Genomic DNA, 14,043 nt, shown 5'->3' with positions numbered 1-14,043 from the left:
CCTACCTGGCTACCGGGACTCTTCGCCGACGACCTTCAACGCGTGCGCGAGATCGTCGGGATAGTCGGTGGTGAAGGTCATCCACTCGCCCGTGACAGGGTGTTCGAAGGCCAGGGAGACGGCGTGCAGCCACTGGCGGGAGACACCGAGCCGCGCGGCCAGCGTGGGGTCGGCGCCGTACATCATGTCGCCGACGCACGGATGGCGCAGCGCCGACATGTGGACCCTGATCTGGTGGGTCCGCCCGGTCTCCAGCTTGATGTCGAGCAGCGAGGCGGCCCGGAAGGCCTCGATCGTGTCGTAGTGGGTGACCGAGTCCTTGCCGCCCGCCACGACCGCGAAACGGCCGTCCCCCGCCGGGTGGCGGTCGATCGGCGCGTCGACGGTGCCGCGCAGCGGGTCGGGGTGCCCCTGGACCAGCGTGTGGTAGCGCTTGTCCACGGTGCGCTCCTTGAAGGCCCGCTTCAGCCGTGAGTAGGCGTGCTCGCTCTTGGCCACGACCATCGCGCCGGTGGTGTTGGCGTCCAGGCGGTGCACGATGCCCTGACGTTCGGCGGCGCCGCTGGTCGCGACCCGGTGCCCGGTGCCGAGCAGGCCGCCGATCACGGTCGGCCCGGTCCAGCCCGTGGTCGGGTGGGCGGCCACCCCGATCGGCTTGTTGACCACGACGATGTCGTCGTCCTCGTAGACGATCGTCATTCCGGGGACCGGCTCGGCGACCGGGGTGGGCGCGCTCGGCGGAGGCGGGAGCGTGACGTCCAGCCACGCGCCGGCGTGGACCCGGTCGGACTTGGCCGCGGGCGAGCCGTCGACCAGCACGTCCCCGTCGACGATCAGCTCCGCCGCACGGGTGCGCGACAGCCCGAACAGCCGGGACAGGGCCGCGTCGAGGCGTTCGCCCTCAAGCCCGTCGGGGACGGGAAGACTCCGCTGTTCAGCCATCATTCCTGCTCTCCGCCCTGTCCTTGGAACCTTCCTCGGCCTTGTGGGTCTCCGGCGCCGTCTCCTGCCCGCCGTCGCGCGTGCCGTCGAGCTGGTAGCCCCGCCAGGCGAGGAAGACCGCCAGGATCCCGCCGCAGACGATCGCCGAGTCCGCGACGTTGAACACCGGGAAATGGCTGGGGAAGACCTCGACGAAGTCGACGACGTGCCCCTGCAGCCCGCCGGGAGCACGGAAGAGCCGGTCGGTCAGGTTGCCCAGCGCCCCGCCGAGCATCAGGCCGAGTGTGACGGCCCACGGCAGGCTGCGCAGCTTGCGCGCGGTACGCAGGATGGCCACCACGACGCCGGCCGCGATGATCGTGAAGACGATGGTCATGCCGGTGCCGATGCTGAACGCGGCCCCCGCGTTGAAGATCACCCGGAACTGCAGCAGCCCGGGGATCAGTACGAGCGGGTCCTTGCCCTCCAGGGTCCGCAGCACGGCCGTCTTCGTCGCCAGGTCAAGGCCGTAGACGACCACCGCGAGAGCCGCCAGCAGCGCGACACGCCGCCTCCTGGGCGGAGGCGTCCGCGAGCCGGCGGCCTCTCCCGTCAGCGCCGCTCCTCCCGCTGCTTGCAGGCCACGCACAGCGTCGCCCTCGGGAACGCCTGAAGGCGCTCCTTGCCGATCGGCTTGTGGCACGATTCGCACACTCCGTAGGTCCCTGCGTCGATCCGGGCGATCGCCCGTTCGTTCTGCGCGACCAGGTCGCGCGAATTCAGGGTAAGGGCGATCTCACGTTCCCGCTCATACGTCCGGGCGCCCGCGTCCGCCTGATCGTCTCCGGCTCCGTCCGTGACGTCACCCGAGGCGATCTCGCTCTCGGCCTTGAGGATCTCCTCGTTCAGCTCGTCGATCTCCACGCTCAGCCTCGTGCGGACCTCGGCGAGCTCCTCGGCCGTCCAGGTGACGGTGCCGCCGTTCCCCGACGGGGCTACCGCGCTCTCGTCCGCGCGTACGGTCGCGGCCATGGCGGCCTCCTTGCTCGATCGGACCGTATCCGGTGTGGTAAACGGTGCGGGCAGCTTAGGTCCCCCATAACGGAACGGCAAACGACCCGCCGGGATGTTTACCACTCCCGTAACATCCGGTCCCCCTCACCGGATTCCGCCCGCGCCTTGACATCGCAGGAGAAAATCGGGAAGTTTCGCGCGGGGACGTACGTTAGGGTGTGAGCCTGCAAGGCGTTGATGGGGACGAGTACCTCCGAGCCCCTCGCACGAGCGACCCGGGGACGGTGCGAGCCCGGGGCGATGCCCGGAGGGAAGATCACCCCTGAGCCGCCGGAGGAACGGCCGCGCGAACGCGCCGCCCAGTAGAACCGGCAGCAGACTCAAAGGAAGAGGGCCTTCTCGCGAAGGTCAAGGAGGGTGGTACCGCGGGGCCGTACGGTCTCGTCCCTCCACGCCACTGCCAGCACCAGCGTGGAGGTCCAGCCCGGTCATGTCCGCCTATTTCCGCTCTCTTCCCGCGCAGGTCGATCTGCCCGCGCTCGAACACGAGGTGCTCGGCCGCTGGCGGGACGGCAAGGTCTTCGAGCGCTCGGTCGAGCAGAACGCCGACGGCCCCAACTGGGTCTTCTACGAGGGCCCGCCGACCGCCAACGGCATGCCCGGCGTGCACCACGTCGAGGCCCGCGTCTTCAAGGACCTCTTCCCCCGCTACCGCTCCATGCTCGGCTACAACGTGCCCCGCAAGGCCGGCTGGGACTGTCACGGCCTGCCGGTCGAAGTCGGCATCGAGAAGGAACTCGGCCTGTCCGGCAAGAAGGACATCGAGGCGTACGGCATCGCCGAGTTCAACGCCAAGTGCCGCGAGTCGGTGCTGCGGCACGTGGACGCCTTCGAAGAGCTGACCGAGCGCATGGGCTACTGGATCGACCTCTCCCAGGCCTACCGCACGATGGACCCCTCCTACGTGGAGTCCGTCTGGTGGTCGCTCAAGGTCATCTTCGACAAGGGCCTCCTCAGCCGCGCCTTCCGGATCACGCCGTACTGCCCGCGCTGCGGCACCGGCCTGTCCGACCACGAACTCGGCCAGCCCGGCGGCTACGAGACCGTGACCAGCCCGTCGGTCTACGTCCGCATGCCCGCGACCTCCGGCCCGCTGGCCGAGCTCGGCGCCTCGCTGCTGATCTGGACCACCACCCCGTGGACGCTGGTGTCCAACACCGCCGTGGCCGTGCACCCCGAGGTGACCTACGTCGCGGCGCGCCCCGCGGGCTCCGACGAGGTGCTGGTCGTCGCCGAACCGCTGCTGACCGCGGCTTTGGGCGAGGGCGCCGAGGTGCTGGCCTCCTTCCTGGGCGGCGACCTTGAGCACACCACCTACTCACGCCCCTTCGACCTGGTCGACATCCCCGGCGCGCACTACGTGGTGCTCGGCACCTACGTCACCACCGAGGACGGCACGGGCCTGGTCCACCAGGCGCCCGCCTTCGGCGCCGACGACATGACCACCTGCAACCGGTACGGCCTGCCCGTGGTCAACCCGATCGGCCCCGACGGGCGTTTCCTGGACGACGTACCCCAGGTCGGCGGCCAGTTCTTCAAGGACGCCGACGAGGGCCTGACCGCCGACCTGCGGGAACGCGGCCTGCTGTACCGGGGCGATCACTTCGAGCACAGCTACCCGCACTGCTGGCGCTGCCACACCGCGCTGCTGTACTACGCGCTGCCCGCGTGGTACATCCGCACCACCGCGGTCAAGGACCAGATGCTCGCCGAGAACGAGAAGACCAACTGGTACCCCGAGACGATCAAGTGGGGCCGCTTCGGCGAGTGGCTGCGCAACAACGTGGACTGGGCGCTGTCCCGGTCACGTTACTGGGGCACGCCGCTGCCGCTGTGGGTCTGCTCGGCCGACGACTCCCACATCACCTGCGTCGGCTCGATGGAGGAGCTCGGCAGACTGGCGGGCCAGGACGTCTCCGCCCTCGACCCGCACCGCCCCTACGTGGACGACGTGACGCTGCCCTGCCCCACCTGCGGGGCCGAGGCACGCCGGGTACCGGACGTGATCGACGCCTGGTACGACTCGGGCTCCATGCCCTTCGCCCAGTGGGGCGCGCCGTACCGCAACGAGGAGATGCTCACCCAGGCCTACCCCGCGCAGTTCATCTGCGAGGCGACCGACCAGACGCGTGGCTGGTTCTACTCGCTCATGGCGGTCGGCACGCTGGTCTTCGGCAGGTCGTCCTACGAGAACGTGCTCTGCCTGGGCCTCATCCTCGCCGAGGACGGGCGCAAGATGAGCAAGCACCTGGGCAACGTGCTGCAGCCCATCCCGCTGATGGACAAGCACGGCGCCGACGCGCTGCGCTGGTACATGGCCTGCTCCGGCTCCCCCTGGGCCGCCCGGAGGGTCGGGCACGGCGCCCTTGAGGAGATCGTCCGCAAGGTCCTGCTGACCTACTGGAACACCGCCTCCTTCTTCACCCTCTACGCCAACGCCGAGTCCTGGTCGCCGTCCCAGCTCCCCGAGGCCCTGCCGTACGGCGAGCGCCCGCTGATCGACCGCTGGGCGCTGGCCGAGTTGCACCGCACGGTGGCCGAGGTCACCGCGTCGATGGAGGAGTTCGACACCGCCAGGGTCGGGCGGCGGCTGGCCGACTTCCTCGACGACCTGTCCAACTGGTACGTACGCCGCTCGCGCCGCCGTTTCTGGTCCGGCGACACCTCGGCGTTCGCCACGCTGTACGAGTGCCTGGAGACCGTCACCCGCCTGATGGCACCGGTGACGCCGTTCGTCACCGACTACGTCTGGGACGTGCTCCGCGACGCCGGGGCCCCCTCCTCCGTCCACCTGGCCACCTGGCCCGCGGTGAAGGAGGAGCTGCTCGACGGGGAGCTGTCGGAGCAGATGGCTCTGGTGCGCCGCCTGGTCGAGCTGGGCCGTTCGGCCCGGGCCTCCAGTGGGGTGAAGACCCGCCAGCCCCTCGGCCGCGCGCTGGTCGGGGCCCGTGGCTGGGGCGCGCTCTCCCAGGAGCTGCGCGACCTGATCGCCGACGAGCTGAACGTGCAGCGGCTTGAGGACCTCGGCGCCGTCGGAGCCGATCTGGTCTCCTTCACCGTCAAGCCCAACTTCCGGGCCCTGGGCAAGCGGTTCGGCTCGCAGACCAAGCTGGTCGCCTCGGCCGTCGGCGCGGCCGACGCGGCCGGGCTGGCCCGCGCGCTGCGCTCCGGATCGGCCGTCACGGTCGAGGCCGGCGAGCTGGGCACGGTCGAGCTGACGACCGAGGACGTGATCGTCACCGAGCAGCCGAAGGCCGGCTGGGCGGTGGAGACCGGGGCGATCGGCACCGGCACCGGCGAGACCGTCGCGCTCGACCTGGCCATCACCGACGAACTGCGCCGGGCGGGCCTGACCCGCGACGCCATCCGTCTGTTCCAGGACGCCCGCAAGTCCACCGGTCTGGCCATCACCGACCGGATCGAGGTGTGGTGGTCGGCCGCCGACGCCGAGCTGGCCGAGGCCCTGCGGGCCCAGGGCGCGACGGTCGCCGGTGAGATCCTCGCCGACTCCCTCACCGAGGGCACCGAGGGCACCGCCGAGGACCTCCCCGTCCACCACGACGCCGACCTGGGGTTGACCTTCAAGCTCCGCCGTAGCGTCTGATCCGGCTCGGGAAACCAAGGGGGCGGGTGGCGTCATACGCCACCCGCCCCCTTGTCCGTCTCACGGGAGACCATGCCTTCCAGGGTTTCCGGGGCCTTCCGGGGACCCTCAGGTTCTTCAGGTGATCGGCCGGCAGACGGAGCAGCTGCGCATGCCCGCCGCCTCGGCGTCGGCAAGGGAGATGGTCTCAAGGCCGCTGCCCTCGACGCCCTTTATGGCGTCCAGGCCCCTGATCAGGGGGCAGGTGGGGCTGTGGAAGCGGCGGGTGCCGACGATGATCTTGACCATCTCGGGCTCGCCCGCGTCCGGCTTCTTCTCCGGCGCGGCACCGCCTTCTCCGGTCTCCTTCGCGTCCGGCGCCTGGGCCTCCGGCTTCGCGGGACTCTCGGGTACGGCGGCCTGCTCGGGGGCCGCCGAGGTGGAGCCGACCGGCACCGGCCGCCCGGCGCGCCCGGGTCCGGTCTCGGCCGGCTCCACCGGCTTGGTTCCCTCCGCGGGGGCCTGTCCGGCGTCGGCGGGCTTCGTGACGGCCGGTTCCGTGGAGGCGGGCTTCACAGGAGCGGACTCGGTCTGGGAGGGCTCGGCCGCCTTGGCCGGGGACGTCGTCTTCCGGGCGGGCTCCGCGGGCTCCTTCTGAGCCTCGGCCGCTTCCCGGTCGCCTGCCTCGGCGGGGACGCCCTTCTTCTCCTGGCCGGTCGCGGGCTCCTTGGACTCAGCCGAGGCGTCGTCGGGCACCAGGTGCCGGACGATGTCACGGCTGAACCAACTGGTGGCGTTGGGGTCCTCCGCCTCCCCTGAGTCCTGTGTCTTCTCGTGACCGGAGGCGGGGGCCTGCGAAGGCTGGGGGTGGACGGGTGCTTCCGCGGCGCGAGGCGGTACCACCCGTTCCTCGGTCTGTGGCCGATCCGGCTGTCCTGCCGAGGGCGGCTGCGCGGGGCCCGGCTCCGGCTCCGTCCTGCGGGTCTGCTCGGCTGGAGCCGAGGGACTCTGGACGTAGGGGCGGGTCACCGGGGTGTCGCGGACGTCCGGCGGGACCGCGGCATGGGAGGCGAGTCCGGCCGGGTCACGGACGCCCGCCTCTGCGGCGTCCGCCCGGTCGGAGGAGCCCGGCCCCCGGGGGGAAGGGGACACGGGTTCCCGAATCTCCGGCGGGGCTCCCTGCTGGAGTCCTCCGGTGAACTCGGGCAGGCACGTGGTGCAGGGCGTGAAGCCCTCCTCCCGCGCCTCCTCGTGAGTGAGTTCCTCATGATCCCGTCCGGCCAGCTGACGGCACCCGGCGACGTGGTACCGCTTACGGCCCGGGATCACCAGGACGATCGCGTCGTCACCGAGGTGACCCCGCCTCGCGGCCGCCGTACGGCCCGGCCCCTGCTGGGGGGCGACGGGAACCGTCTGCCTGACACCGTGCGGCACCGTAGGCGGCGGTGTCCGCATGACGGGCTGGTTCGGCACGGGCGGCCCCGGAGGGACCGCTCCCCTCGGCGGGGGCGGCGGAGCTGCCCCGCCGCGTCCGCCAGCGGGGAACAACTCGTGGCGGCGTAGCAACGCACCGATCACCAGGAAGACCGCGGACAGCACACTGACCGCGATCGACCACATGACCAGGAACGGCTGGGACATCACGAACCCTGCGATGAGCAGGACTATGGCCGTGAGCACCAGCCCAGCGCTGATAAGGATCACAGAGGAACTCCTGGATACGGGTCAGACGGATGACCCGAAACCCTAGCGGCGGCGGTCGTCAGCGGCGGTCGTTGTGCGGGCCGTCGACTCCCTGGAAGGCGCCCGAGTGCTGCGCGGGCTCTCCGCCGAACGGGCTGGCGGCGGCCGGAATGGACGGCTGGACACCGGGGGCGCCGGCGTGGGACATCGCAGGCGGGCCGCCCACGATCGGGAACCCACCACTGCCCTCAGCGGCGACGGTCAGCTCGGCGAGCTGGTTCTCCAGGTACAGCTTCAGACGGCTGCGGTACTCCCGCTCGAAGCTGCGCAGCTCCTCGACCTTGCGCTCAAGCTCGTCACGGGTCTGCACCAGCGACCCCATGGCCTGCCTGTGGCGCTCCTGGGCGTCACGCTCAAGCGTCTCGGCGCGGGCGCGGGCGTCGCCGATGACCTGCTCGGCCTGGCGGCGCGCCTTCCCGAGGATGTCGTCGGCCTCGCGGCGGGCCCTGGTCACCGTCTCGTCCGCCTCCCGGCGGGCGTCGGCGATCGCCTGGTCGGCGGTCTGCTGGGCGAGGGCGAGGACGCGCGCGGCGGTGTCCATGTTGTCCTCGGCGGGGGGCATGCCCATCGCGACGGGGACGGGCTGCTGGTGCGGCGCCGGCTCGGGGGGCCTGATCGGCTCGGGCTGCTGCATCATCATCTCGGGCTTGGGCTCGGCCACCGGGGCGGGCGCCATGGCCATGCCCATCCCGCCGGGCACCTTGCCCCTGAGGCACTCCGCCAGTTTGGCGCGGAGCTCCTCGTTCTCCTGGATGAGGCGGTCGAGCTCGGACTCGACCTCGTCGAGGAAGGCGTCAACCTCCTCCTCGTCGTAGCCCGGCCTCAGCCGGGTGGTACTGAATTGCTTGTTCCGCACATCAGCGGGCGTCAGCGGCATTTCGGTCTCCTTGGCGCGCTTGGAGTCTGTCCGGAGGACGGTACCCGATCAACGAAGCGCGGACACGAGTTGGATCAAGCCCAAGACCCCAATGAACAGCATGGTGAAGCTTAGGTCAAAGGCCACCGTACCCAACCGGAGTGGTGGAATGAAACGTCGGAGGAACTTGAGGGGTGGGTCAGTCAGTGTGTACACGACTTCCGCCAGGACCAGGACGACCCCGGTGGGACGCCACTGGCGGGCGAACGACTGCACCATCTCAAGCACGATCCTGCCGATCAGCAGAACCAGGTAGAGGGACAGGACGGCGACCACGATCTCGCTAATGATCCCCACGGCCCGTACCCACCTCCATTCCGCTGCTCCGCCGCCCCCGGTCTCGTACGGACCCGTCCGGCCGGTAACTGTTCATGGTGGAACTCTAGCTCTGGTTGAAGAACCCGCGTTCCGCTATTCGAGCCTTGTCCTCAGCGGTCACCTCGACATTGGCAGGGGACAGCAGGAACACCTTGTTGGTAACACGTTCAATGCTGCCGTGTAGGCCAAAGACAAGACCTGCCGCGAAATCCACAAGGCGCTTCGCGTCACTGTCAACCATCTCGGTCAAATTCATGATGACCGGAGTACCGTCGCGGAAATGCTCACCGATCGTACGGGCCTCGTTGTAGGTCCTGGGATGAAGCGTGGTGATGCGTGCCAGATCGGTCGTACGGCGCTCCAGAACGGCCGTCGAGGGCCTCGGGGCGGGAACCCCCGGGTCGGTCTCGTCCTCACGGTCGTGGACCGTGCCAGGCCTCTCCTCGCCGGGTCTACGCGAGTCTTCGAAATCCTCGTACTCGTCGTCGGGATAGCTGTCGTACCTCTCATAACGGTCGTCCTCGACAAGACCGAGGTAGACCGCCATCTTGCGCATCGCGCCGGCCATCGCTACTTCTTCCTCCGCCTTACCTCGACCTGTCTGGGGCGGTAGCCGCACCCCCTTGGAGCTCACCACCGAACGACCTCTGTGTGGGCATGTGGACGCCAAGGTCCACTTGGAGGGACATTACCTGACGAAGGGCTTTCTACGACCGAGCAACGCCGTACCGACACGCAGGTGTGTCGCGCCGTTCGCGACGGCCTCCGCCAGATCACCGCTCATCCCCGCGGAGATGACGACCGCCTCCGGGTGGTCCGCCCGTACGCCCTCCGCGATCTCCCGAAGCCTCGCGAACGCCCTGCCGGGCTCCTGCCCCAGCGGTGCCACGGCCATCACCCCGCCGAGGCGTATCCCCCCGGCCTCTGCGACGGCGTCCGCCAGGGTCGTGACCTGGGCGGGAACGACCCCGCCTCGCCCCGGGTCGTCGTCCAGGGCCACCTGCACCAGACATGTGATCTCCCTGCCCGCCCGGACCGCCTCGTGGCTGAGCGCGGTCACCAGGCGTGGGCGGTCGACCGAGTGGACGACGTCCGCGTAGCCGACCACGGAACGGACCTTGTTGGTCTGCAACTGACCGATGAAGTGCCAGGTCAGCCCAAGGTCCGCACACTCGCGGGCCTTGGCGGAGGCCTCCTGGTCACGGTTCTCCCCCACGTTCCGCACCCCGAGTGACGCCAGCAGGCGCACGTCGGAGGCGGGGTAGGTCTTGCTCACCGCGACGAGCGTCAACTCCTCGCGGATACGGCCCGCGGCCTTGCAGGCCTCGGTGATGGTCGTCTCGACCACGGCCATCCCGGCCGCGATCTCGTCACGTCGTGTTGTCTCCGTCACATCTCCGCCGCTCGAACGCTGGGAAACCGGCGGAGCCCATTCTTCCCGCCACGGCCAGGTGGCCCGTCGCCCGCCTGGCCGTGAGCAATGTCACTTCAGGAAGTCGGGGACGTCGAGCTCCTCCTCCTGCTCCTCGAAGACCACCTGACGCCGCCTGGCGGGGTCGGGGACCCTGGCGGAGATAGGGGTCGGCTGAGGCGGCTCGGGCGCCGGACGCGGGATCGACACCGGCGGGGTGAGAGGCTCCTCCGCCCTGGGCGGCTCGGCCTGCTCAGCCGCGGGCGGCGTGTGGGGAACGTGCTGGACCGGCTGGGGCGTGTGGTGCGGCGGGGTCTCCACGACGGACGGCGGAGGCGTGCTGACCACCGGCCTGACCTGGGCGGCGGGCTGCTCGGCCCTCGGCTCCACCCTGGGCTCGGCCTTCACCGTCGGCGCGGGCGGGCGCATCTGCACGCCCACGGAGGGAGGCGGGGAGGCCTGGGCCGGGCGTGCCTGGGGCTGCTGACGCGGCGGTGGCTGAGCCGCGGCCTCCTTCTTGTCCTCCGCCACGGGCTCGTCGAACCCGGCCGCGATCACCGTGACACGCACCTCGTCACCCAGGGCGTCGTCGATGACCGTACCGAAGATGATGTTGGCGTCGGGCGCCGCCGCGTTCGAGACGAGCTGGGCCGCCTCGTTGATCTCGAAGAGACCGAGGTCGGAGCCGCCCGCGATCGACAGCAGCACACCGTGCGCGCCGTCGATGCTGGCCTCAAGCAGCGGGCTGGAGACGGCCATCTCCGCCGCCGCGACCGACCGGTCGTCGCCACGCGCGTGCCCGATGCCCATCAGGGCCGAGCCCGCCCCGGACATGACCGACTTCACGTCGGCGAAGTCCAGGTTGATCAGACCGGGGGTGGTGATCAGGTCGGTGATGCCCTGGACACCCGAGAGCAGCACCTGGTCGGCCGCCTTGAAGGCGTCGAGCACGCTCACCTGCCGGTCGGAGATCGACAGCAACCGGTCGTTGGGGATCACGATGAGGGTGTCGACCTCCTCGCGGAGCGTCTCGATGCCCGCCTCGGCCTGCATCGCCCGGCGCCTGCCCTCGAAGCTGAAGGGCCGGGTCACCACACCGATGGTCAGCGCGCCGAGGGAGCGCGCGATGTTGGCCACGACCGGAGCGCCGCCCGTGCCCGTGCCACCGCCCTCTCCGGCGGTGACGAACACCATGTCGGCGCCCTTGATGACCTCTTCGATCTCCTCACGGTGGTCCTCGGCCGCCTTGCGCCCGACTTCGGGGTTGGCCCCCGCGCCGAGGCCGCGGGTGAGTTCGCGTCCGACGTCGAGCTTGACGTCGGCGTCACTCATCAGCAGCGCCTGGGCGTCGGTATTGATGGCGATGAACTCGACGCCCTTGAGTCCCTCCTCGATCATCCGGTTGACGGCGTTGACTCCGCCTCCGCCGATTCCTACAACCTTGATGACCGCGAGGTAGTTCTGCGGTGCTGCCACGACGAGGGGCCTTTCCGCTCGTTGACTTGCCATTTCATGCGGCACGGGGCCCGTGCCGTCGTTTCCAAAACCCTCACCCTCAAGTTGAGATTTAGATTTATGTCAACCTGAGGAGTGATACGGACAGTAGGAGTTGCCTCCAGGTGGGTCAACTAACCGCGCCGCAAGGCGTGTCCGGCGTGTCGCGGGCCGTCCTTTTCCCGGAAGGCCCGTCCTGCCGTGGATCACTTCACCGTCACGACGTCCGGGGAGCTCACGTCGTAGCTGTCGGCAGGACGTTTCAGCAGCGTGAGGAGGATGTCCGCCTTGTCGGCCGGACGGTCGGGACCTCCCCACACGACCTCCCTGCCGTCCTTGAGGCGCAGCGAGACCGTCTCCGACGAGGGCGCGAGAACCTCCGCCACCCTCGGGGCCAGACTCGGCGGCAGCGCGCCTATGACGCTCAGCGCGGCCAACGTGGCCGGGTCGCCCGTCTGCGGACGGTCGACCCGCAGCAGCGGAAGCATCGGCGGCCTGGTGGCCGCGACCTCGGTGACCACGCCGTGCCGGTCCACGACCGCGAACTTCCCGCCGACCGGGATCGCCGCCACCGGCTCGCGCTCGACCACCTTCACCCTCAGGGTGCCCGGCCAGTCCCGGCTGACCGAGGCCGACTCGATCTGCCTGATCCGCCTGAGCCTGCCCGTGACCTCGGCCACGTCGACGGTGGCCAGCGGCGCGCCGTCGGCCACCCCCGTCGCCTGCCGGATCTGCTCGGCGGGGACGGTCAGGTTGCCGACCACCTGGATGTCCCGCACCCCCAGGACAGGGGAGAGGAACACCAGCCAGGCGGCGCTGCCGACCACCCCCGCCGTGAGCAGCGCCAGGAAGGCGGGCCGCCACACGCCGTTCACCGCCTCACCCCGTCCCGCCCCCCGGCCCGGGTCACCGTACGGCCAGCTCCGCCACGATCAGGGGGCCGAGTTCGGTCACGTCACCGGCGCCCATGGTGAGCACGATGTCGCCCGGCCTGGCACGCCCGGCGACCAGGGCGGGGACGCTCTCCCGCTGCGGCGCGTAGACCACCTGTTCCCCGGGGAGCGGCACCCTTTCCGCGACCATGGCGCCGGAGACACCCGGTTCCGGATCCTCGCGGGCGCCGTAGACGTCCAGGACGACCGCCTCGTCGGCCAGGCCGAGGGCGACGCCGAACTCGTCGGCGAAGAACCTGGTGCGCGAGTAGAGGTGGGGCTGGAAGACCGCGATCACCCGCCCCGAACCGGAGAAGGACGCCACGACGTCACGTGCCGCCCGCAGGTCGGCCGCCAGCTCGGTCGGGTGGTGGGCGTAGCTGTCGAAGACCGCTACTCCCCCCGCCTCGCCCTTGGCCTCGAAACGGCGCTTGGCCCCGGTGAAGGCGGCCAGCCCGTCCCGGATCTCGTCGAAGGACACCCCGAGCTCCGCCGCGACCGCGACGGCCGCCGCGGCGTTGAGCGCGTTGTGACGGCCCGGGACTGAGAGCCTGACCTCCCCGTGGCCGACGATCGTGAAGCACACGCCCAGACCGTCGGGGACGACATCGGTGATCCTGAGGTCCGCCTCCTCCGCCACGCCATACGTGGTCACCTTCAGGCCGCGCGCGCGGGCGATGGGGATGAGGGCCGCCGAGCCGGGGTCGTCGGCACAGACGATCATCGATCGTCCTACCCGCTCGGTGAACCTGGCGAAGCTGTCGTACACCGCCCTGGGGTCGCCGTAGTTGTCCAGGTGATCCGGCTCGACGTTGGTCACCACCGCGATGTCGGGGGCCAGCATGAGGAAGGAGCCGTCGCTCTCGTCGGCCTCGGCGACGAACACCCCGCCCGCGCCCTCGTCCGCGCCGAGACCGGTGGTCACCAGCTGGCCGCCGACGCAGTAGGACGGGTCGGTGCCGCACTTCTGCAGCGCGACCGTGAGCATCGAGGTCGTGGTGGTCTTGCCGTGGGTCCCCGCGACGGCGATCCCGGTACGGCCCGCCATGACGGAGGCCAGCGCGGCGGCCCTGGGGATCACCCGCAACCCCTGCCGCAGCGCCTCGCCGAGTTCGGGGTTGGAGTCGCGGATCGCGGTCGAGACCACGACGGTGTCGACGTTCTTGATGTGCGAGGCGGCGTGACCGATGTGGATCCTGCCACCCAGCTCGCGCAGCTCGGTCACCAGCTCCGAGCCGCGCGAGTCGCTGCCCGAGACGGGCACGCCGCGCTTGAGCAGGATGCGGGCGATGCCGGACATCCCCGCGCCGCCGATCCCGATGAAGTGCACCCGGCCGAGATCCTCGGCCGCGACCGGGTCGACCAGTTTGACCAGGCTCATCGCTCGTCCGCCCCTCCTCGTCCGCCGCGCGGGCGTTCCCGCCCTTCGAGGACCCGCCTTCCCGCCATGAACCGCTCCCCCCGCTCGCTCACTCCGCGGCCGGCCTCGTCCCTCAGCCGACCACTCCACTCACTCCGCCGGGCTCGTTCCCCTCCCATGGGTCACTCCCCCCGCTCGCTCGCTCCGCGGCCGGCCTCGTCCCTCAGCCGACCACTCCACTCACTCCGCCGGGCTCGTTCCCGCCCATGGGTCACTCCCGCTCGCTCCCGG

The 14,043-nt window shown here is 70.5% G+C and carries 12 protein-coding genes; 1 reads left to right on the top strand and 11 read right to left on the bottom strand.

What is annotated here, in order from left to right; translation table 11 throughout:
- Nucleotides 1–9 precede the first annotated feature (9 nt).
- Genes ACIBVQ_RS03280 through ACIBVQ_RS03270 form a run of 3 tightly spaced genes read right to left on the bottom strand, consistent with a single transcriptional unit; the run spans nt 10 to nt 1,953 of the window.
- Nucleotides 10–942: an RluA family pseudouridine synthase gene (locus ACIBVQ_RS03280; RefSeq protein WP_352009460.1), complete on the bottom strand. Its 933-nt coding sequence runs from the start codon at nt 940–942 to the stop codon at nt 10–12.
- Nucleotides 935–1,570 (bottom strand): signal peptidase II, encoded by a 636-nt coding sequence (gene lspA, locus ACIBVQ_RS03275; protein WP_362916537.1) that lies wholly within the window; start codon nt 1,568–1,570, stop codon nt 935–937. Before lspA ends, ACIBVQ_RS03280 begins: the two co-directional genes overlap by 8 nt.
- On the bottom strand, nt 1,534–1,953 hold the full coding sequence (locus ACIBVQ_RS03270) for a TraR/DksA C4-type zinc finger protein (RefSeq protein WP_352009011.1): 420 nt from the start codon (nt 1,951–1,953) through the stop codon (nt 1,534–1,536). The genes lspA and ACIBVQ_RS03270 overlap by 37 nt, the downstream gene beginning before the upstream one ends.
- Before the next feature lie 472 nt (nt 1,954–2,425).
- On the opposite strand from ACIBVQ_RS03270, the gene ileS reads away from it, so the two are divergent.
- Nucleotides 2,426–5,599 carry an isoleucine--tRNA ligase gene (gene ileS, locus ACIBVQ_RS03265; RefSeq protein WP_399175279.1) on the top strand — a complete coding sequence of 1,058 codons (3,174 nt, stop codon included), beginning with the start codon at nt 2,426–2,428 and terminating at the stop codon, nt 5,597–5,599.
- Between the two features lie 117 nt (nt 5,600–5,716).
- Here the strand turns inward: ileS and ACIBVQ_RS03260 are convergent, their stop codons facing one another.
- The 8 genes from ACIBVQ_RS03260 to murC all read right to left on the bottom strand — a co-directional run bounded on the left by ACIBVQ_RS03260 (nt 5,717) and on the right by murC (nt 13,773).
- A complete protein-coding gene (locus ACIBVQ_RS03260; protein WP_399175277.1) occupies nt 5,717–7,282 on the bottom strand; it encodes a hypothetical protein in 1,566 nt (521 codons plus the stop codon).
- A 58-nt stretch (nt 7,283–7,340) separates the two neighbouring features.
- Nucleotides 7,341–8,198, bottom strand: a complete 858-nt coding sequence (locus ACIBVQ_RS03255) for a DivIVA domain-containing protein (RefSeq protein ID WP_352009008.1) — start codon at nt 8,196–8,198, stop codon at nt 7,341–7,343.
- 48 nt (nt 8,199–8,246) lie between these two features.
- A complete protein-coding gene (locus tag ACIBVQ_RS03250) occupies nt 8,247–8,516 on the bottom strand; it encodes a YggT family protein (protein ID WP_386190056.1) in 270 nt (89 codons plus the stop codon).
- 103 nt (nt 8,517–8,619) lie between these two features.
- On the bottom strand, nt 8,620–9,123 hold the full coding sequence (locus ACIBVQ_RS03245; protein WP_352009006.1) for a cell division protein SepF: 504 nt from the start codon (nt 9,121–9,123) through the stop codon (nt 8,620–8,622).
- 120 nt (nt 9,124–9,243) lie between these two features.
- Nucleotides 9,244–9,948: a YggS family pyridoxal phosphate-dependent enzyme gene (locus ACIBVQ_RS03240; protein WP_399175275.1), complete on the bottom strand. Its 705-nt coding sequence runs from the start codon at nt 9,946–9,948 to the stop codon at nt 9,244–9,246.
- Between the two features lie 90 nt (nt 9,949–10,038).
- On the bottom strand, nt 10,039–11,442 hold the full coding sequence (gene ftsZ / locus ACIBVQ_RS03235) for a cell division protein FtsZ (RefSeq protein WP_399175273.1): 1,404 nt from the start codon (nt 11,440–11,442) through the stop codon (nt 10,039–10,041).
- Nucleotides 11,443–11,666: 224 nt separating this feature from the next.
- Entirely contained in the window at nt 11,667–12,335 is a 669-nt protein-coding gene (locus tag ACIBVQ_RS03230) for an FtsQ-type POTRA domain-containing protein (protein WP_362778560.1), read from the bottom strand.
- Nucleotides 12,336–12,366: 31 nt separating this feature from the next.
- Nucleotides 12,367–13,773, bottom strand: coding sequence for a UDP-N-acetylmuramate--L-alanine ligase (murC, locus tag ACIBVQ_RS03225; RefSeq protein ID WP_352009003.1), 1,407 nt, complete (start codon nt 13,771–13,773; stop codon nt 12,367–12,369).
- Nucleotides 13,774–14,043 lie beyond the last annotated feature (270 nt).

The sequence above is a fragment of the Streptosporangium sp. NPDC049376 genome (assembly GCF_044466505.1).
In the GTDB taxonomy this organism is placed as follows: domain Bacteria; phylum Actinomycetota; class Actinomycetes; order Streptosporangiales; family Streptosporangiaceae; genus Streptosporangium.
Note: the sequence above shows the minus strand (reverse complement) of the source record. Positions and strands in the feature narration are given on the sequence as shown.

What these genes read in the sequence shown, in the direction of transcription:
- ileS (WP_399175279.1), top strand. Translation starts at nt 2,426, where the DNA reads ATGTCCGCCTATTTCCGCTCTCTTCCCGCGCAGGTCGATCTGCCCGCG.
- murC (WP_352009003.1), bottom strand. Translation starts at nt 13,773, where the DNA reads ATGAGCCTGGTCAAACTGGTCGACCCGGTCGCGGCCGAGGATCTCGGC.
- ACIBVQ_RS03245 (WP_352009006.1), bottom strand. Translation starts at nt 9,123, where the DNA reads ATGGCCGGCGCGATGCGCAAGATGGCGGTCTACCTCGGTCTTGTCGAG.
- ACIBVQ_RS03280 (WP_352009460.1), bottom strand. Translation starts at nt 942, where the DNA reads ATGGCTGAACAGCGGAGTCTTCCCGTCCCCGACGGGCTTGAGGGCGAA.
- ACIBVQ_RS03270 (WP_352009011.1), bottom strand. Translation starts at nt 1,953, where the DNA reads ATGGCCGCGACCGTACGCGCGGACGAGAGCGCGGTAGCCCCGTCGGGG.
- ACIBVQ_RS03255 (WP_352009008.1), bottom strand. Translation starts at nt 8,198, where the DNA reads ATGCCGCTGACGCCCGCTGATGTGCGGAACAAGCAATTCAGTACCACC.